Source organism: Hylemonella sp. W303a (assembly GCF_046452315.1).
Lineage (GTDB): Bacteria > Pseudomonadota > Gammaproteobacteria > Burkholderiales > Burkholderiaceae_C > Hylemonella.
The window spans coordinates 327489-346691 of the sequence record NZ_JBKFDG010000004.1; the positions used below are offsets into that span (position 1 = coordinate 327489).

General features: G+C 64.9%; 17 protein-coding genes and 1 riboswitch. Of the genes, 13 read left to right on the top strand and 4 right to left on the bottom strand.

Features of this window, described 5'->3' with window-relative positions; translation table 11 throughout:
- Positions 1-978 (bottom strand): LysR family transcriptional regulator, encoded by a 978-nt coding sequence (locus tag ACLBKS_RS09945; protein ID WP_410192644.1) that lies wholly within the window; start codon positions 976-978, stop codon positions 1-3.
- A gap of 136 nt (positions 979-1114) precedes the next feature.
- On the opposite strand from ACLBKS_RS09945, the gene ACLBKS_RS09950 reads away from it, so the two are divergent.
- Both ACLBKS_RS09950 and ACLBKS_RS09955 read left to right on the top strand, forming a co-directional pair.
- Entirely contained in the window at positions 1115-1771 is a 657-nt protein-coding gene (locus ACLBKS_RS09950; RefSeq protein ID WP_410192645.1) for a hypothetical protein, read from the top strand.
- A 322-nt stretch (positions 1772-2093) separates the two neighbouring features.
- A complete protein-coding gene (locus ACLBKS_RS09955) occupies positions 2094-2726 on the top strand; it encodes a DUF6776 family protein (protein WP_410192646.1) in 633 nt (210 codons plus the stop codon).
- Positions 2727-2828: 102 nt separating this feature from the next.
- Here the strand turns inward: ACLBKS_RS09955 and ACLBKS_RS09960 are convergent, their stop codons facing one another.
- The 3 genes from ACLBKS_RS09960 to recQ all read right to left on the bottom strand — a co-directional run bounded on the left by ACLBKS_RS09960 (position 2829) and on the right by recQ (position 5431).
- Positions 2829-2960: a hypothetical protein gene (locus ACLBKS_RS09960; RefSeq protein WP_006299103.1), complete on the bottom strand. Its 132-nt coding sequence runs from the start codon at positions 2958-2960 to the stop codon at positions 2829-2831.
- 181 nt (positions 2961-3141) lie between these two features.
- Positions 3142-3528 carry a DUF6356 family protein gene (locus ACLBKS_RS09965; RefSeq protein ID WP_410192647.1) on the bottom strand — a complete coding sequence of 129 codons (387 nt, stop codon included), beginning with the start codon at positions 3526-3528 and terminating at the stop codon, positions 3142-3144.
- The gene (gene recQ, locus ACLBKS_RS09970) at positions 3509-5431 is read right to left on the bottom strand and encodes a DNA helicase RecQ (protein WP_410192648.1); all 1923 of its coding nucleotides are present in this window, start codon (positions 5429-5431) and stop codon (positions 3509-3511) included. The genes ACLBKS_RS09965 and recQ overlap by 20 nt, the downstream gene beginning before the upstream one ends.
- Here recQ and ACLBKS_RS09975 point away from each other — a divergent pair.
- The 11 genes from ACLBKS_RS09975 (at position 5430) to hutU (ending at position 19201) form a co-directional block, all read left to right on the top strand.
- Complete coding sequence (locus ACLBKS_RS09975; protein ID WP_410192649.1) at positions 5430-6503, top strand: homocysteine S-methyltransferase family protein; 1074 nt, start codon at positions 5430-5432, stop codon at positions 6501-6503. The genes recQ and ACLBKS_RS09975 overlap by 2 nt on opposite strands.
- Before the next feature lie 214 nt (positions 6504-6717).
- Positions 6718-7689, top strand: a complete 972-nt coding sequence (locus ACLBKS_RS09980; protein WP_410192650.1) for a TerC family protein — start codon at positions 6718-6720, stop codon at positions 7687-7689.
- Between the two features lie 40 nt (positions 7690-7729).
- Positions 7730-8803: an RNA methyltransferase gene (locus tag ACLBKS_RS09985; RefSeq protein WP_410192651.1), complete on the top strand. Its 1074-nt coding sequence runs from the start codon at positions 7730-7732 to the stop codon at positions 8801-8803.
- Positions 8804-8822: 19 nt separating this feature from the next.
- Positions 8823-9245 (top strand): PACE efflux transporter, encoded by a 423-nt coding sequence (locus tag ACLBKS_RS09990; RefSeq protein WP_410192652.1) that lies wholly within the window; start codon positions 8823-8825, stop codon positions 9243-9245.
- Between the two features lie 9 nt (positions 9246-9254).
- A riboswitch (S-adenosyl-L-homocysteine riboswitch) is annotated at positions 9255-9330 on the top strand.
- 22 nt (positions 9331-9352) lie between these two features.
- The gene (gene metH, locus ACLBKS_RS09995; RefSeq protein ID WP_410192653.1) at positions 9353-12076 is read left to right on the top strand and encodes a methionine synthase; all 2724 of its coding nucleotides are present in this window, start codon (positions 9353-9355) and stop codon (positions 12074-12076) included.
- 345 nt (positions 12077-12421) lie between these two features.
- The gene (locus ACLBKS_RS10000; RefSeq protein ID WP_410192654.1) at positions 12422-13378 is read left to right on the top strand and encodes an ABC transporter substrate-binding protein; all 957 of its coding nucleotides are present in this window, start codon (positions 12422-12424) and stop codon (positions 13376-13378) included.
- A 4-nt stretch (positions 13379-13382) separates the two neighbouring features.
- Complete coding sequence (locus ACLBKS_RS10005) at positions 13383-14207, top strand: ABC transporter permease (RefSeq protein ID WP_410192655.1); 825 nt, start codon at positions 13383-13385, stop codon at positions 14205-14207.
- Positions 14204-15016, top strand: coding sequence for an ABC transporter ATP-binding protein (locus ACLBKS_RS10010; RefSeq protein WP_410192656.1), 813 nt, complete (start codon positions 14204-14206; stop codon positions 15014-15016). The genes ACLBKS_RS10005 and ACLBKS_RS10010 overlap by 4 nt, the downstream gene beginning before the upstream one ends.
- A gap of 14 nt (positions 15017-15030) precedes the next feature.
- Positions 15031-15801: a histidine utilization repressor gene (gene hutC, locus ACLBKS_RS10015; protein WP_410192657.1), complete on the top strand. Its 771-nt coding sequence runs from the start codon at positions 15031-15033 to the stop codon at positions 15799-15801.
- Between the two features lie 68 nt (positions 15802-15869).
- The gene (hutH, locus tag ACLBKS_RS10020; RefSeq protein ID WP_410192658.1) at positions 15870-17426 is read left to right on the top strand and encodes a histidine ammonia-lyase; all 1557 of its coding nucleotides are present in this window, start codon (positions 15870-15872) and stop codon (positions 17424-17426) included.
- A 68-nt stretch (positions 17427-17494) separates the two neighbouring features.
- Entirely contained in the window at positions 17495-19201 is a 1707-nt protein-coding gene (hutU, locus tag ACLBKS_RS10025) for a urocanate hydratase (protein WP_410192659.1), read from the top strand.
- The last annotated feature ends 2 nt before the right edge of the window (positions 19202-19203 follow it).

Sequence of the window (19203 nt, forward strand, 5' to 3'; positions counted from 1 at the left end):
TCAAGAAAGTGCGGGTGAGGGCGCAGCGACGCCTTGGGGCGGCAAGCGGGTCATCACTCCGCGCAGCCATGTGTGGGCCGGATGGTGGCGCAGCCGCCGGTGCCAGAGCGCGTCCACGTGGATGGCGGGAACGGCGAAGGGCAGTTCGCGCAGCACCAGATGGTCGGCGATGCCCGTGGCGTTCACGAAGTGCTGGGGCAGGACCGTCAGCAGATTGGAGCCCGCCACCACGCGCCCTGCGGTGAAGAACTGATTGACGGTGAGCACGATGTTGCGCCGTAGCCCCAATCCCTGCAGTGCCTCATCGATGAAGCCCCAGGGTCTTCCCGAGAACGTCACCAGCAGGTGACGTGCCGCGCAGTACCGATCGAGGGTCAATTCCTGCTCGGCGAGCGGGTGACCGCGGCGCATGACGCAGACATATCGGCTCAAGTAAAGACGCTGGTGCTCGTAAGGCACGGTTTCTCCGGCCTGGGCTTGCGCCGTCAAGCCGGCCATCACCGCCGGGAAATAGCCGACGGCCAAATCGGCGCCTTCTTCGTCCAACAGACGGCGCGGATCGCGCGTGGTCAGCGGAACCACGCGGATGGAGACGCCCGGTGCTTCCTGATCTAGAACTTGGACCAGTCCAGGGATCAGCTCGGCCGCGGTGGCATCGGCCATCGCCAGCACGAAAGTCGTTGTGGCCTCGCCGGGGACAAAGTGTCCTGGCGCCAGGGTTTCCTGGAGCTGGCGCAAGGCTTGCTGCACGGCCGGCCACAGGGCCATGGCGCGAGGCGTGGGCTCCAGGCCCTGGCCGTTGCGGCGCAGCAGCTCGTCACCCAGTGCATCACGCAAGCGGCGCAAAGCATTGCTAACAGCCGGCTGAGTGAGCGCAAGCTTTGACGCGGCCTTTGTCAAGCTGCGCTCGGTCATGACTTCGTTAAAAACCCGCAGGAGGTTGAGATCGAGCGTGCGGAAGTTGAGCTGTTCGGGCATGGGAAGTTTGGCTCCGCAGTACATCACCAATATGAATACCAAATATCAACAATATAAAGTTGAGCAGCATCAGAGAAAACCCTAGTATTGCGACCAATCCAATCGCCACATCAAAGCAACTTCGTAGGGAATCACCATGACAACCAACAGCTTCATTCATCTGGACTATCCCCGCAGCCATCCGGGTGCCGAGCGCCTTGAGCGTACGGTCGAGGCCGCTGGTCACCTCGCGACCCGCCTGCGCAAGAATCTGAGTGCCTCGCGCGGTCTGGCAGTCGTTCTGCTGGCGGCGATGGTGGCCACCCTGCTCGTGGTCACGGACCAGCTCGTGGACACCTGGGCCGATGGCCACTTGATGGCGGCATGGGTGTTGACCTGGGTGGTTGGCTTTTCGGCTGTCGCTCTGCTGGCGCCCACGGCGCGCAGCCTTGCGGGTCGCCTGACCCGGGGTCTGGACAGCTGGTCCCGCACCGTGGCGCACCGCCGCGCCGACGAGCGCCTGTGGGCCCTGGCGCACAAGGATCCGCGCGTCATGGCTGACATTCGCGCCGCTGTGCTGCGCGAGGAAGTCGCCTTGGACGCGGTCAAAAGCCCCGTTGCCCTGAAGAGCAGTCTGGGCGAGACCGGGTTTGGCGGTGGCCAGGGTCCCGAACTGGGTCAGGGTGGCAAGAGCAACTCCGCCCTGGACATCAATGCCGCAGAGTTCGTCTCGGCTCTGGCTGCGGCCCGTGGCCTGCGTCCTGAAGTCGCGGCGCGTCTGTCCCGCCTGAGCCGCCGCATCTGGAACGAATGATCACTTCGGCCGGTTCGTGCGCTACACGGGCCTGGCTTCGAAGCCCCTGGGGCATGTGCCGAAAAGGGGCGGGCGATCTGGGCACCTGCCAACCCCTTCGATAAGCCACCGCAAGCCGGTGGCTTTTGTTTTTTACGCTTGTTTACTAGACCGCGCGGCCCTCTCTGCGTGAGAATAACGACGTCGTTGGATCAGGGGTCGATTTGTCAAGGGCTTGCCCCCCGGCGCCAAAATAGCAAATCTACGAATCCGGCGGGTGAGCCTAGCCATCGAAAGTCTCAACAGCGTGTCTTCTTCGTCCAAGCGCACCATATTTTCCGAGATGACGCCTAGCATCGTCATCACAGACCCCATCCCACTCTGGAAAGCCTGGGCGCGGTCTTTTTTCAAGCTGTGCCTCGTCGTGGTGTTGTGCACCATCAGCTTCTACGCGGGGCGTTATTACCAGCCTGGCCTGTCCGGCAGTGGTGACCTTGCTTATTCCACGCAGTTGGAGGTGGACGGCGTGCCACAAGCCGTCGCCATCCCCGACAAGCCGGCTGTCTCTGCGGCCTCCCCAGCACCGCAGCCTCGCGAGGCCGATGGCACGCAACCTCTGGCCGACGTGCTGGCATCGCATTCATTGGAAGGGTTGCAAGTCCAGACCCTGCAAGTCGCGCGCAATGGCGCTGTTCCAGGGCAGCTCAACTACTCCTTTGAGCTGGTCAACAATGGGCGCCTTTTCGAGGGTCGCTTTGAATTCCTCGTGCTGGGGCTCAAGGACGGGCGGCCCGAGCAGCAGGTCATTACTTCCGAGAGTGCTTCCGATCCCAACTACCGCCTGCGCGTGGCGCGCTACATCAAAATGGATGGCAAGCTGATTCTGCCGGCCGGTCTGCAGCCACAGGCCGTGGTGCTGAGCTTGCATGAAACTGCGGGTGTTCGCGCCAGTCGAGGGATGGAGTTGGCACGCTGATCTTCGGTGCTGCCACTCGGTCGGGTGCTCACACACCTGACCTGCAAGCCCAAATGAAAAGGGGACCTTCAAGGTCCCCTTTTTGATCCTGCGGCGTTAGCTTCAGGCCATGAACACGGCGATGAAGGCCAGCAGGAAAATCAACAAGCCGCCCAGAACGGGAATGACCACCGGAGCGGTGTGCGCGATCTGTTCAATCGGATCGTGGGTGGCGGGGGACTGATGCTCGGACATGGGTTTCCTCGTGATCGACTCGTAGGGACGCGAAACATTCTAACCGAGCCCAAAAGGGCGGCGAGTCCGCACGAACCCTGCAAGTTCAGGTGGGGCCTCGGGTTCAATCCATTGCCTGCACCGCGTAACCCCCATGGCCACCCCAAAAGGGCTTAGGTTTGGGCCTCTGTTCGAAACTCTTTCAATCTCGGGGCGTGCTCGCGTTCGTGCTCATCCGTGTCCGGTGCGTGACCATGCGGACATGCAAGCGCGCGACGATCTGGCTTGCCGTCCGAGGGAAAAGACCCGGCAGCATGGCGTGCAAGGTCGCGCAGACAGCAGCGATCAGCAAGGGGCCGGCGAAGGAAAGCGCGGCGCACAGGTGCTGCAGATAACTTTCGCCCACGCTGGCGGGATGCTCCGTGAAAAAGCGGTGCAGGGATTTCATGGGCCGCAGCTTAAGCGCAAGGTCTGGGAACTGGCTTGCAATCTTTCCGAGTTTGCTTGTCAGATTGGTATCGGTTTCTTTATTTCTTGGTTTCTGGGAAAAATTTACCCATTTCTGCTTTTCAGTGGTCTGCGCAGACACGCAGCACATCTTCTCCGTAAGCGTCCAGCTTGCGTGCGCCAATGCCGCCGATTTCCTGCAGGGCGTCCAGGCTGCGGGGCTGGCGACGGGCGATTTCCGCCAAGGTGGCGTCGTGGAAGATCACATAAGCCGGTAGGTTGTGCGCGCGGGCCACTTCGGAACGCCAGGCCTTGAGGTTGATGAACCGTGCTTGGGCATCCACGTCCAAGTCTTGCGCTGCTGGGGCGCTCACCGTCGCTCGTCTGCGGTTGCGGGTGGGCGTTGAGTCCGCCACCGATTCGCGCAGCCGCACCGGCACTTCGCCTTTGAGCACCGCGCGCGACGCCTCGGTCAGCCGCAAAGTATTGAAGGCCTGGGCGTCCACGGCCACCGCGCCGATGGCAATCAGTTGGCGCAGCACGGCGCGCAACTCGCTTTCGCTGGCATCCCTTGCGATCCCAAAGGTGCTCAGGCGCTCATGACCATATTGCCGCACTTTGTCGGTGTCCTTGCCGCGCAGGATGTCCATCAGATGGCCCGCGCCGAAACTGAGGCCGTTGGCTTGCTGCACGCGGTAGATGCAGGAGAGCAGCTTGCGCGCCAGCTCGGTGCCGTCCCGAATCGCAGGTGGGTTCAGGCAGTTGTCGCAGTTTCCGCAGGGCGCTGAGCTTTCGTCGAAGTAATGCAGCAAGCGCACGCGGCGGCAGTCGGTGGCCTCGGCCAGCGCCAACAGGGCGTCGAGCTTGCCGCGCAGCACTTGTTTGAATTCCTCGGCCGCTGGACTCTCGTCGATCATGCGGCGCTGGTTGACCACGTCCTGCAAGCCGTAAACCATCCAGGCGTCGGCCCGTTCACCGTCGCGGCCGGCGCGACCGGTCTCCTGGTAATAGCCCTCAATGTTCTTGGGCATGTCCAGATGGGCGACGAAGCGCACGTCGGGCTTGTCGATGCCCATGCCGAAGGCGATGGTCGCCACCATCACCAGACCTTCCTCGCGCAGGAAGCGGTCTTGGTGACGCTGGCGCACCGAGGCATCCAGGCCCGCGTGGTAGGGCAGAGCGTGGATGCCCGCGTCCACCAGTTGCCGCGCTACTTCCTCGACCCGCTTGCGCGACTGGCAGTAGACGATGCCCGCCTCGCCTTCGTGCTCGCGTTCAATGAAGCGCAGCAATTGTGTCAGGCCGTCTTTTTTCTCGACGATGGTGTAGCGGATGTTGGGGCGGTCGAAGCTGCTGACGAATTGCCGAGCCTCCTGCAGCTGGAGCCGCTCCACGATGTCCGCGCGCGTCAGCGCGTCGGCCGTGGCGGTCAGGGCGATGCGCGGCACGCCGGCAAACCGTTCGTGCAGCACGCTCAGGGCGCGGTACTCGGGCCGGAAGTCGTGGCCCCACTGGCTCACGCAATGGGCTTCGTCAATCGCGAACAGGGCCAGTTGCCCGCGTTCACGCAACGCATCCAGCAGGGCCAGGAAGCGCGGCGTGGTCAGACGCTCGGGCGCGGCGTAGAGCAGGGTGAACTCGCCGCGCAGCAGCTGTTTCTCCACCTGCGCGGCTTCTTCCCCGCCCAGGCTGGAATTCAGGAAAGCCGCCTCCACCCCCGCCTCGTGCAGCGCTCCAACCTGATCGTGCATGAGCGCGATCAGAGGCGAGACCACGATGGTCACGCCCATCCCAGCCTGCTGACGCGCGATGGCTGGAATCTGGTAGCAGAGCGACTTGCCGCCACCCGTGGGCATGAGTACCAGCGCGTCGCCTCCGGCGGTGACGTGCTCCACGATGGCTTGTTGCGGTCCACGAAAAGCCGCGTAGCCAAACACGTCGCGCAGGATGCGCGCGGTCGGTGTGTCGTTCAGGGGAGGGTGCGGCGCGTTCAAGAGGGGGTCCGGGCTATCGCCCGATTGTCGCCTCCCTACAATGCGACCCATGAAACCGATCGTCTACACCCGCGCCCGTGAACTGCCTGGCACGCTCAAACAACGCATCGCCATCCTCGACGGCGCGATGGGCACCATGATCCAGCGTTTCAAGCTGAGCGAGATGCAGTACCGTGGCGAGGGCGGTCCCGCCGAGGCGCTGGCCCGCTTTGGCGACTTTCCGCGTGACCTCAAGGGCAACAACGAGCTGCTCTCGCTCACCCGGCCGGATGTGATCTCCGCCATTCACGAGAAATACCTTGCAGCGGGCGCCGATCTGATCGAAACCAACACGTTCGGCGCCACCCGCATTGCCCAGTCCGACTACGACATGGCAGGTTTGGCGCGCGAGATGAACCTGGCGTCGGCGCGCCTGGCCCGTGCCGCGTGTGACAAGTTCAGCACGCCCCAGCAGCCGCGTTATGTCGCGGGCGCCCTGGGCCCGACCCCGCGCACGGCCAGCATCAGCCCCGACGTGAACGACCCGGGTGCTCGCAATGTTGACTTCGAAGAGTTGCGTGCCTCGTACTTCGAGCAGACCGTCGCTCTGATCGAGGGCGGTTCGGATGTGCTGCTGGTCGAGACCATTTTTGACACGCTGAACGCCAAGGCCGCGCTGTTCGCCATCGACGAGGCCTTCGAAGCCACCGGGGAGTGCTTGCCCATCCTCATCAGCGGCACGGTGACCGATGCCTCAGGCCGCATCCTCAGCGGCCAGACCGTCACGGCCTTTTGGCACAGCGTGCGGCACGCCCGACCCCTGGCGATAGGACTGAATTGCGCGCTGGGCGCGACGCTGATGCGTCCCTACATCCAGGAATTGGCCAAGGCAGCGCCGGACACCTTCATCAGTTGCTACCCCAACGCCGGCCTGCCCAATCCCATGAGTGACACCGGTTTCGATGAGACACCCGATGTCACCAGCCGCTTGTTGCACGAGTTCGCGGCCGAGGGGCTGGTGAACATCGTCGGCGGCTGCTGCGGAACGACGCCCGAGCACATCGGCGCGATCCGACAGGCCATGGTGCCCATGGCGGCTCGCGCTCTGAACGCCTCCGGGCCGTTCTACCGAGAAGCTGCCTGACCCCACACCGTTTGGGGGTTTCGGCGCGACGGCACAATCGCGACTCCCATCAAGGGGAGTAGTCAAGCGACCGGTCCGGCGCAACGCTGGAACAGGTCGACGGGGTCCCGTCAGTACGCCGCTTCAACGCGGCCGGGATTTCGGCCCGGGCACCACGCCCGGGTCAGGCAAGACCTTGCGGGTGTTGTTCAACACTGCAACCGAGGTCTTACTCATGCAAAGCATTGCGCCACTCTGGCTGTGGATCGTTTTTGTCGCCTTCGTTTTGGCGGCCCTCTTCGTCGACTTCGTCGTTCTCAGAAAACAGGGGGCCCACGAGGTGGGCGTCAAGGAAGCCCTGAATTGGTCCTTGATCTGGATCGCCCTGAGCTTCATCTTCAACGGCTTGCTCTGGTGGGCGGTGTTCGACACCTCGGGTTCAAGCGCCCTGGCCCATGAGAAGTCGCTGGAGTTCCTAACGGGCTACCTCATCGAAAAGAGCCTGGCGGTCGACAACATTTTTGTCTTCCTGATGATCTTCACCTATTTCGCGGTGCCGCCCATGTACCAGAAGCGGGTGCTGATGATCGGCATCATTGGTGCCATCGTGCTGCGCACGGTGATGATCCTCGCGGGCAGTTGGTTGCTGGCGCAGTTCCACTGGATCTTGTATGTCTTTGGCGGCTTCCTGGTGCTGACCGGCATCAAGATGTGGTGGGCCGCAGGCAAGGAGGGCAGCCTGGACGACAACCCCGCGTTGCGCCTGCTGCGTCGCATCATGCCGGTGAGCCAGGGTTTTGATGGTGAGAAGTTTTGGACCATCGAGAACGGCAAGCGCATTGCCACGCCCCTGCTCATGGTGGTGGCCTTGGTCGGCCTGACCGACGTGATCTTCGCGGTGGATTCGATTCCCGCCATCTTCGCGATCACGCAGGACCCGTTCATCGTGCTCACCAGCAATGTGTTCGCCATCCTGGGCCTGCGTGCGATGTTCTTCCTGCTGCAGGCCGTGGCCAGCCGCTTCCATCTGCTGAACTATGGCCTGGCCGTGGTCTTGGTCTTCATCGGCACGAAGATGATGCTGATCGACATCTACAAGATCCCGGTCGCCGTTTCCCTGGCGGTGGTGGTGGGCATTCTGGCCGTGACCATGTTCTGGAGCGTGCGCACCTCGTCCAGCCGGTCGAGCGCCAAACAGGTAAGCTAAAGGGTTCGGAGCCCCACTCTCGGGGCTCCGCTTCCCGCCCATGCAGATCGAAACCCTGCGCCGGCGTCTGCGGGCGCTGGGTGCCAATCCCCGTCACGAATACCGCGTCCTGCGGCTTTGGTCTCAGGCCAAGCCGCAAGACGATGGCCCGCGGCCGATCGAGAACTTCCTGCCGGCATCACTGCGCGCCGCTTTGCCGGAAATCACACGCGATCTGGCCGCGCTGGCGACGCTGCACGCCGAACATCCCGGTGAGGACGGGTCGCGGCGCCAGGTCGTGGCGCTGGCCGATGGTCAGTTGGTGGAGAGCGTGCTCATGCCCACGGCGGACTCTCGACAGCGCACCCCCACGCTGTGCGTTTCCACCCAAGTGGGCTGTGCCGTGGGCTGCGTCTTTTGCATGACCGGTCGCACGGGCTTGATCCGTCAGCTCGGTAGCGCCGAGATCGTCGCCCAGGTGGCCCTGGCCCGCGCCCGTGCCACCGTGCGCCGCGTCGTCTTCATGGGCATGGGCGAACCGGCGCACAACCTGGACAACGTGCTCGAGGCCATCGATCTGCTGGGCACAGCGGGGGACATCGGGCACAAGAACCTGGTGTTCTCCACGGTGGGTGATCCGCGGGTGTTCGAGGCCTTGCAAAGCCGGTGCGCCGACCAGGTGCGCCCCGCCCTGGCCCTGTCACTTCACACCACGCGGGCCGACTTGCGCGCGCAGCTGCTGCCGCGTGCGCCGCGCCTCACGCCCGAGGAGCTGGTGGACGCGGGTGAGCGTTACGCGCGGCTCACCGACTACCCCATCCAGTACCAATGGACGCTGCTCGAAGGTATCAATGACGGCGACGAGGAAATCGAGGGGCTGGTGCGCCTGCTGCAGGGCAAGTACGCCATACTCAATCTCATTCCCTACAACGCGGTGGACGACCTGCCTTACCGGCGTCCCGCGCGGGAAGCCGCGGTGGCCATGGCGCGCCGACTGCACCAGCGCGGCATCCTGACCAAGCTGCGCCAGTCGGCCGGGCAGGACGTGGACGGTGGCTGTGGTCAATTGCGCGCGCGTGCCGTTCAAGCAGAGCCCCGCCCAACACGCCGCGTGATTCCGGTCGAGGCCGCCTGAACCCCTACAGAAAGTTCCCATGCAAGGTATTCGACGCAAGATCGTCTATGTCGGTCTCTACGAGGCCATCGCCATCGCTATATGCACCGTGGGTTTCGCCCTGGCCTCGGGCCAAGGTGTCGGGCGCGCCAGCGCGCTGTCCGTGGCCTGCTCGGTCACGGCGGTGCTCTGGAACCTTGTGTTCAACCATGCCTTTGAGCGTTGGGAGTCCCGCCAGTCGGTGCGCGGTCGGGGCCTTGCGCGGCGCGTGGTACATGCGCTCATGTTCGAGGGCGGCTTGGTGCTGATGCTGGTGCCCTTGATCGCCTGGTGGTTGGACGTCGGCCTGTGGCACGCCTTGGTGATGGATTTGGGGCTGGTGCTGTTCTTTCTGGGCTACACCTTCGCCTTCACCTGGGCCTTCGACAAAGTGTTCGGCCTGCCGGCCACTGCCGCCCCTTAAAATCGCGCATCCTCCAAGGAGCGTTGCAGCGCACGCCATGTGCGTCAGGCTTGGAGCCTACTTTCCGCAACGACGCTCACCTGACCCCGTCTTTTCGCAGGTGAGCCGTGTCTGAAGTCTCTCTTCCTCCTTTGAAGTTGTCCGGCCTGGAGCCCCTGGCCATCGGACCGGGCTCGCTCTTCGTCAACATTGGCGAGCGCACCAACGTCACGGGCTCCAAGGCCTTTGCCCGCATGATCCTGAACGGCCAGTTCGAGGAAGCCCTGGCTGTCGCGCGTCAGCAGGTCGAGAACGGCGCCCAGGTGATCGACGTCAACATGGACGAGGCCATGCTCGACAGCCAGGCCGCCATGGTGCGTTTCCTGAACCTGATCGCCAGCGAACCCGACATCGCTCGTGTTCCGGTGATGATCGACAGCTCCAAATGGAGCGTGATCGAGGCGGGCCTGCGCTGCATTCAGGGCAAGGGCATCGTCAACTCCATCTCCATGAAGGAGGGCGTGGACGAGTTCAAACGCCAGGCGCGGCTGATCAAGCGTTATGGCGCCGCCACGGTGGTCATGGCCTTCGACGAAAAGGGCCAGGCCGACACCTATGCGCGCAAGGTCGAGATCTGCGAGCGGGCCTACCGCATCCTGGTGGACGAGGTGGACTTTCCGGCCGAGGACATCATCTTCGATCCCAACATCTTCGCCATTGCCACCGGCATCGAGGAACACAACAACTACGCGGTCGACTTCATCGAGGCCACGCGCTGGATCAAGCACCACCTGCCTGGCGCGAAGGTCAGCGGCGGCGTCTCCAACGTGTCGTTCAGCTTCCGCGGCAACGAGCCGGTGCGCGAGGCCATTCACACGGTGTTCCTCTACCACGCCATCAAGGCCGGCATGGACATGGGCATCGTCAACGCCGGCATGGTGGGCGTGTATGACGATCTGGACCCGGTGCTGCGCGAGCGTGTCGAGGACGTGGTGCTCAACCGCCGAGAGGACGCCGGTGAGCGCCTGGTCGAGATCGCCGAGAGCGCCAAGGGCGCAGCCAAGGACGAAGGCAAGAAGAACGAATGGCGAGCCCTGCCCGTGGCCCAACGCCTGAGTCACGCCTTGGTGCATGGCATCACCGAGCACATCACCGAGGACACCGAGGAGGTCTACCGCGAGATTCTGGCCAAGGGCGGTCGGCCGCTGCACGTGATCGAAGGCCCGCTGATGGACGGCATGAACATCGTGGGCGACCTGTTCGGCGCGGGCAAGATGTTCCTGCCCCAAGTGGTCAAGAGCGCGCGGGTGATGAAGCAGGCCGTGGCCCACCTCGTGCCCTACATCGAGGAAGAAAAGCGCCAGCAGGAAGCCGCGGGCCAGGACGTGAGCGCGCGCGGCAAGATCGTCATCGCCACCGTCAAGGGCGACGTGCACGACATCGGCAAGAACATCGTCACCGTCGTGCTCCAGTGCAACAACTACGACGTGGTCAACATGGGCGTGATGGTGCCCGCCCATGAAATCCTGGCCAAGGCCAAGGCCGAGTCGGCCGACATCATTGGCCTGTCGGGCCTGATCACGCCCAGCTTGGAAGAAATGCAGTACGTCGCGGCCGAGATGCAGAAGGACGAGCACTTCCGCAGTCGCAAGACGCCCCTGCTGATCGGCGGCGCCACCACCAGCCGGGTGCACACCGCCGTCAAGATCGCGCCGCATTACGAAGGCCCCGTGGTGTACGTGCCCGACGCCTCGCGCAGCGTGAGCGTGGCTCAGGGGCTGCTGGGTGAGCAAGCCCAAAACTACATCGCCGAGGTGCAAGCCGACTATGAGCAGGTGCGGCGCTTGCACGCGGGCAAGAAGCAGACGCCGCTGTGGCCGCTGGAACAGGCCCGTGCCAACAAGACCCCCATCGCCTGGAGTGGCTACACGCCGGTGAAGCCCAAGTTCATCGGCCGCCGCGTCTTCAAGAACTTCGACCTGGCCGAGCTGGCCCGTTACATCGACTGGGGCCCCTTCTTCCAGACCTGGGACTTGGCCGGCGCCTATCCGGCCATCCTGGATGACGAGGTCGTGGGTGAACAAGCCCGCAAGGTCTACGCCGATGGGCAGGCCATGCTGCAGAAGATCATCACGGGCCACTGGCTGACGGCCAGCGCCGTGCTGGGCCTGTACCCCGCGCAGAGCATCAATGAAGACGACATCGCGCTCTACACCGACGAAAGCCGGACGCACGAGGCGCTGGTCTGGTACGGCCTGCGTCAGCAGACCGAGAAACAGGAAGTCGACGGGGTGATGCGTCCCAGCCGCGCCCTGGCCGACTTCGTCGCGCCGCGCGACAGCGGCGTGGCCGACTACGTGGGCCTGTTCGCCGTCACGGCGGGCCTGAACATCGAGAAGAAGGAACAGGCCTTTATGGCCGCCCACGACGACTACAGCGCCATCATGCTCAAGGCCCTGGCCGACCGACTGGCCGAGGCCTTCGCCGAATGCCTGCACCAGCGCGTGCGCACCGACCTCTGGGGCTATGCCGTGCAGGAAGCCTTGAGCAACGAGGACATGATCGCCGAGAAGTACCAGGGCATCCGCCCCGCGCCGGGTTACCCGGCCTGCCCGGACCACAGCGTCAAGCGAGAGATGTTCGAGCTGCTGCACTGCGAGGAGATCGGCATGGGCCTGACCGAGAGCCTGGCCATGACGCCCGCCGCCAGTGTGTCGGGCTTTTACCTCGCGCACCCCGAGGCCCAGTACTTCAACGTCGGACGCATCGGCGAGGACCAGTTGCAAGACCAGGCCCGGCGCCGCGGCCTGAGTGAGCAGACCTTGCAACGGCTGCTGGCTCCCAATCTCTAAGCTGCAGGCGTGTCCGCTTGCGCGGGCATGCAAGGTGGACGGATTCGAACTCGACCCCGAGCCTGAATGGCTGAGGTTGGCACGCCTTGTGCTGAATGGATCGCACCTTTCCTAGCACAGGCTTGTCTATACAGCAAGATGGTGCAGGTCCGCATGGAAACCGCCCCAGGCTGGGGCAACATACACCGGACCGGTGCTAAGTCTTGGCGCGAAAGCGTCTGGGGACGATGGGGTGAACGTTTCAGTACGCCCCATCTTGTATAGACAGGTTGGGTCGGCGTGACCTCTGGGCCGGGTTTCGTGCCGCGCGAGCGGTCCTTCATTTCTCAGGCAAAGGAAATTTGTATGCGCAAGTCCCTCGTGAAATCCGCAGCCCTCTGGGCCTCGGCCCTGCTGCTTGCCAGCGCCGCTCAAGCGCAGGACACCAAGATCGCCCTCGGCATGTCGGGCTGGACGGGTTTTGCCCCGCTGACCCTGGCCGACAAAGCCGGCATCTTCAAGAAGAACGGCCTGGACGTGGAAATCAAGATGATTCCGCAGAAGGACCGCCACCTGGCCCTGGCCGCCCAAGCCATCCAGTGCGCCGCCACGACGGTGGAGACCCACGTCGCCTGGAACACCAATGGCGTGCCCATCGTGCAGATCTTCCAATTGGACAAGTCCTATGGCGCCGACGGCCTGGCCGTGCGCAACGACATCAAGAGCATCGCCGAACTCAAAGGCAAGACCGTGGGCGTGGACGCACCCGGCACCGCCCCCTATTTCGGCCTGGCCTGGATGCTGAGCAAGAACGGCCTGTCCATGAAGGACGTCAAGACCGTCACGCTGTCGCCCCAGGCTTCGGCCCAGGCCTTCGTCACCGGCCAGAACGACGCCGCGATGACTTACGAGCCCTACCTCTCGACCGTGCGCGCCAACCCGGCCGCGGGCAAGATCCTCGCGACCACGCTCGACTACCCCATGGTGATGGACACGGTCGGCTGCGCCCCCGATTGGCTCAAGGCCAACCCCAAGGCCGCTCAGGCCCTGGCCAACTCTTACTTCGAGGCGCTGGAGATGATCAAGGCGGACCCAACCAAGGCCAACGAGATCATGGGCTCGGCCGTCAAGCAGACCGGCGAGGCCTTCGCCAACTCCTCCAAGTTCCTGCGCTGGCGGGACAAGGCGGCGAACCAGAAGTTCTTCGCGGGTGATCTGCAGGCCTTCATGAAAGACGCCGCGGCCATCCTGCTGGAAGCCGGCGTGATCCGCAAGCTGCCGGACAACTACGACGCCATGTACGACACCCGCTTCATCAAGTAAAGCCATGACCCTGCCTCCCGTCATGCCGGCCATGCCCAGGCGTCACCGCCGCGGCCTGGCGCCCCTGCAGCCTGTCAGCGCGCGCGCGCGCTGGATGCTGGGCCTGGGCTTCTTCGTCGTGTTCTTCGGTGTCTGGGCCTTCTTCACGCTCGGCGGTTATGTCTCATCCACCTTCCTGGCCAGTCCGCTGACCATGGCTCGGGAAGGCTGGCTGCTGTTCACCGAGTTCAACTTCATCCACGACATCGGCATGACGGTGTGGCGGGTCTTCGGTGGCTTCCTGTTGGCGGCCGTGATCGCGGTGCCCCTGGGCATCGCGATGGGCGCGCACAAGGGCGTCGAAGCCTTTCTCGAACCCTTTGTGTCGTTCTGCCGTTACCTGCCGGCCTCGGCTTTCATTCCGCTGCTCATCCTTTGGGCGGGCATCGGCGAGCTGCAGAAGGTGCTGGTCATCTTCATCGGCTCGGTGTTCCAGATCGTGCTCATGGTCGCGGTCACCGTGGGCGCGGCCCGCAAGGACCTGGTCGAGGCGGCCTACACCCTGGGCGCCAGTCACAAAGGCATCGTCCAGCGGGTGCTGATCCCCGGCGCGGCGCCCGACATTGCCGAGACCCTGCGTCTGGTGCTGGGCTGGGCCTGGACCTACGTCATCGTGGCCGAGCTGATTGGCTCGTCCTCGGGCATCGGCCACATGATCACCGACAGCCAGGCCTTGCTCAACACGGGCCAGATCATCTTCGGCATCATCGTGATCGGGCTGATCGGCCTCATTTCCGATTTCGCCTTCAAGGCCCTCAACCGCCGCCTGTTCGCCTGGAGTTCGCTGTGAGTGCCTCGGCCCATTCATCCAACACCTCGTCCGTGAAGCTGTCCATCCAGGGCGTCTCGCGCGTCTTTACCAGCCCCCAGGGCACTCAGACCCAGGCGCTCACGCCCATCGACTTCGAGGTGCGCGAGAACGATTTCGTCACCATCCTCGGCCCCTCGGGCTGCGGCAAATCCACGCTGCTGCGCATCGTCGCGGGCCTGGACCAGCCCAGCACCGGCCAGGTGCTGCTGGACGGCCAGCCGGTCGAAGGGCCGGGCGCCGACCGCGGCATGGTGTTCCAGAGCTACACCCTGTTTCCCTGGCTCACCATCGAGCAAAACATCCGTTTCGGCCTGCGCGAGCGCGGCCTGCCCGAGGCGCAGCAGAAGGAACGTTCCGACTACTTCATCGCCAAGGTGGGCCTGCGCGGTTTCGAGCAGCACTTCCCCAAGCAGCTCTCCGGCGGCATGCAGCAGCGCACCGCCATCGCGCGCGCGCTGGCCAATGACCCCAATATCCTGCTGCTGGACGAACCTTTCGGCGCGCTGGACAACCAGACCCGCGTGCTGATGCAGGAGCTGCTGCTCGGAATCTGGGAGTCGGCGCAGAAGACCGTGCTCTTCGTGACCCACGACATCGACGAAGCCATCTTCATGGCCAACCGAGTGGCCGTGTTCAGCGCGCGCCCCGGCCGCATCAAGACCGAGATCGCGGTGGACTTTCCGCACCCACGCCACTACACGGTCAAGACCTCGCCCGAGTTCATGGCCATCAAGGCGCGCCTCACCGAGGAAATTCGCGCCGAATCCATGGCCGCCGCCGAGCACTGAACTCTTTGAACCGCATGTCACGTTCCGCCGCCCCCTCTCGTCCACGCGCTCCCGCCGCCGCCAGCTCGGTCGCGCTCTACCAACAGGTCAAGGACTACATCGCCCGCAAGATCCAGGACGGCAGCCTGCGTCCTGGCGACCGCCTGCCCTCGGAGCACGAACTGGTGGCGCATTTCGGCATCGCGCGCATGACGGTCAACCGTGCCCTGCGTGAGCTGACCGAGCAGGGCCGCATCGTGCGCGTGGCGGGCGTGGGCAGCTTCGTCGCCGAAGCCAAGCCGCAGTCCACCTTGCTGCAGATCGCCAACCTGGGCAGCGAGATCCGCGCGCGCGGTCATGACTACCGTTGCGACATGCTGGTGGTGGAGCGCGTCGCGGCGGCGCTGGACATCGCGGCCGCACTGGACGTGCGCACCGGTGAATCGGTGTTCCATTCGGTCTGCGTGCACTTCGAGGACGGCCTGCCCATCCAGCTCGAAGACCGCTACGTCAACGCGCGCGTGGTGCCCGACTACGGCCAACAGGATTTCCGCCAGCAGCAGCCTTCGGAATACCTGGTGCGCAACGTGCCCTTCGACGAAATTGAGCATGTGGTCGACGCGGTGCTGCCCACGGCCGAGCAAGCCCAGCACCTTCAGATGCCCGCCACCCAGCCCTGCCTGCTGTTGACCCGCCGAACCTGGACCCGCAGCACGCCCGTGACCCTGGTGCGCTGCCTGCATCCGGCCAACCGCTACCGGCTGGGCAGCCGTTACCACGCCGACGGCAACCCCGTGTACACCTGAAGCGGCAGAGCCGTGCTTCGCTCATTTGCGTCCGTATTCACGCCCGTACTTGTCTAGACAGGAATGCCATGACCACCCAACCAACGCCGTCCATCCTCACGCTCACGCCCGGCGACGTGCCGCTTGCCCACTGGCGCGCCATCTACCGGGGGGCGGTACCGCGCCTGGACGCCGCCTGCGCCGCTGCCGTGGCCGCCAGCGCCGACACCGTGGCGCGCATCGTCGCGCGCGGTGAACCGGTCTATGGCATCAACACCGGCTTTGGCAAGCTGGCCAGCGTGCGCATTCCCGCCGAGGATTTGGAAACCCTGCAGCGCAACATCGTGCTCTCGCACGCGGCCGGCGTGGGTGAGGCCACGCCGCTGCCGATCACGCGGCTGATGATGGCGCTCAAGCTGGTCAGCCTGGCCCAGGGGGCCTCGGGCATCCGCCCCGCGACCCTGGCCTTGCTCGAAGCCATGCTGGCGCGCGGTGTGATCCCGGTGGTGCCAGCCCAGGGTTCGGTCGGTGCGTCGGGTGACCTCGCGCCGCTGTCGCACATGACGGCCGTGATGATCGGCGTGGGCGAGGCCGACACACCGAGTGGCCGATTGCCTGCCGCTCAGGCCCTCGCCAGCGTGGAGCTGGCCCCCGTCACGCTCGGGCCCAAGGAAGGACTGGCCTTGCTCAATGGCACGCAGTTCTCCACGGCCAATGCGTTGGCCGGATTGTTCGAGGCCGAGCGCCTGTTTCAGTCGGCCTTGTTGACCGGGGCTTTGGCCACCGATGCCGCCAAGGGTTCCGACGCGCCCTTCGACCCGCGCATTCATGCGCTGCGCAAGCACCGGGGCCAGATCGCCACCGCCGAGGCGCTGCGCCAGTTGCTGGCGGGCAGTGCCATCCGCGCCTCGCACCTGCAAGGCGACGAGCGCGTGCAAGACCCGTACTGCCTGCGCTGCCAGCCGCAGGTCATGGGCGCCTGCCTGGACCTGCTGCACCACGCGGCTTCCTTGCTGGAGACCGAGGCCAACGGCGTGTCCGACAACCCGCTGATCTTCAGCAATGACCAGGGTGGCGAGGCGCTGTCGGGCGGCAACTTCCACGCCGAGCCCGTGGCCTTCGCGGCCGACATGATCGCCATGGCGATTTGTGAAATCGGCTCGCTGGCCGAGCGTCGCATCGCCATGCTGGTGGACCCGGCGCTCTCGGGCCTGCCCGCCTTCCTCACGCCCAAGCCGGGCCTGAATTCGGGGTTCATGATTCCGCAGGTCACGGCCGCGGCCTTGGTGTCAGAGAACAAGCAACGCGCCTACCCGGCCAGTGTCGACTCCATCCCCACCTCGGCCAACCAGGAAGACCATGTGTCGATGGCCGCGCATGGCGCGCGTCGCCTCTTGCCCATGGTCGAGAACGCCATGGCCGTGATCGCCATCGAGTGGTTGTGCGCGGCGCAGGGCTGCGACTTCCACGCGCCGCTGCAGACCAGCGCGCCCTTGACCGCGGTGCGCCAGTTGCTGCGCCAGCAGGTGCCGCACCTCGACGATGACCGCCACATCACGCCGGACTTGCAGGCCGCCATCGCCCTGGTGCGCAGCGGTTCCTTGGTCCAGGCGGTTGCGGTCCCGGTCTTGCCCTCGGTGGCTTGAGCGCGCGCCCATCGAGACCGTTCCTTCGTTTCCACCCCTTCCAAGATCTTCTGTCCCAGGAGCTTCCCATGACCACCTCCACCGACCCTCGCCTGGACCCGACCCGCGTGATCCGCGCCCCGCGCGGCAACACCTTGCATTGCAAGAACTGGATCACCGAGGCGGCCTACCGCATGATCCAAAACAACCTGGACCCCGACGTGGCCGAGAACCCGCAGGCCCTGGTGGTCTACGGCGGCATCGGCCGCGCCGCGCGCAACTGGGAATGCTTTGACCAGATCCTGGCCTCGCTCAAGGACCTGAACGACGACGAATCACTGCTTGTTCAGTCGGGCAAGCCGGTGGGTGTCTTCAAGACCCACGCCCACGCGCCGCGCGTGCTGATCGCCAATTCCAACCTCGTGCCCAAGTGGGCCCACTGGGAGCACTTCAATGAGCTGGACCGCAAGGGCCTGTTCATGTACGGCCAGATGACGGCGGGCAGCTGGATCTACATCGGTGGCCAGGGCATCGTGCAAGGCACCTTCGAGACCTTCGTCGAGGCCGGGCGCCAGCACTACAACAACGACCTCTCGGGCAAGTGGATCTTGACGGCCGGCCTGGGCGGCATGGGCGGCGCGCAAACCTTGGCCGGTGTGCTGGCCGGTGCCTGCGTGCTGGCCATCGAATGCCAGCAAAGCAGCATCGACTTCCGCCTGCGCACCCGCTACGTGGACAAGCAGGCCAAGGACATCGACGACGCGCTCGCGCTGATCGAGCACCACACGGCCAAGAAGGAAGCGGTCTCCATCGCGCTGCTGGGCAACGCCGCCGAGGTGCTGCCCGAGCTGGTGCGTCGCGCCAAGGCGGGCGGCCCGAATGCGATCAAGCCCGACATCGTGACCGACCAGACCTCGGCCCACGACCTGATCAACGGTTACCTGCCGCCGGGCTGGACCGTCGCGCAGTGGAAGACCGCGCAGCGCGACCCGGCCCAGCATGCCACGCTCAAGGCCGCCGCCGCCAAAGGCTGCGCGGTGCATGTGCAAGCCATGTTGGACTTCCAGGCCATGGGCATTCCGACGGTGGACTACGGCAACAACATCCGCCAGGTCGCCTTCGACGAGGGCTTGAAGAACGCCTTCGATTTCCCCGGTTTCGTGCCGGCCTACATCCGCCCGCTGTTCTGCGAGGGCAAGGGGCCGTTCCGCTGGGTTGCGCTTTCGGGCGACCCCGAGGACATCTACAAGACCGACGCCAAGCTCAAGGAACTGTTCCCGCACAACAAGCACATGGTGCGCTGGCTGGACATGGCGCGCGAGCGCATTGCCTTCCAGGGCCTGCCCGCGCGCATCTGCTGGCTGGGCTTGGGCGAGCGCCACATCGCGGGTCTGGCCTTCAACGAGATGGTGAAGAAGGGTGAACTCAAGGCCCCCATCGTGATCGGCCGGGACCACCTGGACACCGGCTCGGTCGCCAGCCCCAACCGCGAGACCGAGGGCATGAAGGACGGCACCGACGCCGTGAGCGACTGGCCGCTGCTCAACGCCTTGCTCAACACTGCGGGCGGCGCCAGCTGGGTCAGCCTGCACCACGGCGGCGGCGTGGGCATGGGCTACTCGCAGCACGCGGGCATGGTGATCGTGGCCGACGGCAGCGATGCGGCAGCCGAGCGCCTGGCGCGCGTGCTGGTCAACGACTGCGGCTCGGGCGTGATGCGCCATGCCGACGCGGGCTACGAACTGGCGATCGAGACCGCCAAGAAGTTTGGCCTGAAGCTGCCGATGTTGCGCTGAAG

Excerpts from the sequence above, each read along its gene's own strand:
- ACLBKS_RS09955 (WP_410192646.1), top strand. The coding sequence starts at position 2,094 with ATGACGCCTAGCATCGTCATCACAGACCCCATCCCACTCTGGAAAGCC.
- ACLBKS_RS10005 (WP_410192655.1), top strand. The coding sequence starts at position 13,383 with ATGACCCTGCCTCCCGTCATGCCGGCCATGCCCAGGCGTCACCGCCGC.
- hutH (WP_410192658.1), top strand. The coding sequence starts at position 15,870 with ATGACCACCCAACCAACGCCGTCCATCCTCACGCTCACGCCCGGCGAC.
- ACLBKS_RS09945 (WP_410192644.1), bottom strand. The coding sequence starts at position 978 with ATGCCCGAACAGCTCAACTTCCGCACGCTCGATCTCAACCTCCTGCGG.
- ACLBKS_RS09990 (WP_410192652.1), top strand. The coding sequence starts at position 8,823 with ATGCAAGGTATTCGACGCAAGATCGTCTATGTCGGTCTCTACGAGGCC.
- ACLBKS_RS09950 (WP_410192645.1), top strand. The coding sequence starts at position 1,115 with ATGACAACCAACAGCTTCATTCATCTGGACTATCCCCGCAGCCATCCG.
- ACLBKS_RS09980 (WP_410192650.1), top strand. The coding sequence starts at position 6,718 with ATGCAAAGCATTGCGCCACTCTGGCTGTGGATCGTTTTTGTCGCCTTC.
- recQ (WP_410192648.1), bottom strand. The coding sequence starts at position 5,431 with ATGGGTCGCATTGTAGGGAGGCGACAATCGGGCGATAGCCCGGACCCC.
- hutU (WP_410192659.1), top strand. The coding sequence starts at position 17,495 with ATGACCACCTCCACCGACCCTCGCCTGGACCCGACCCGCGTGATCCGC.
- ACLBKS_RS09985 (WP_410192651.1), top strand. The coding sequence starts at position 7,730 with ATGCAGATCGAAACCCTGCGCCGGCGTCTGCGGGCGCTGGGTGCCAAT.
- hutC (WP_410192657.1), top strand. The coding sequence starts at position 15,031 with ATGTCACGTTCCGCCGCCCCCTCTCGTCCACGCGCTCCCGCCGCCGCC.
- ACLBKS_RS10000 (WP_410192654.1), top strand. The coding sequence starts at position 12,422 with ATGCGCAAGTCCCTCGTGAAATCCGCAGCCCTCTGGGCCTCGGCCCTG.
- ACLBKS_RS09960 (WP_006299103.1), bottom strand. The coding sequence starts at position 2,960 with ATGTCCGAGCATCAGTCCCCCGCCACCCACGATCCGATTGAACAGATC.
- ACLBKS_RS09975 (WP_410192649.1), top strand. The coding sequence starts at position 5,430 with ATGAAACCGATCGTCTACACCCGCGCCCGTGAACTGCCTGGCACGCTC.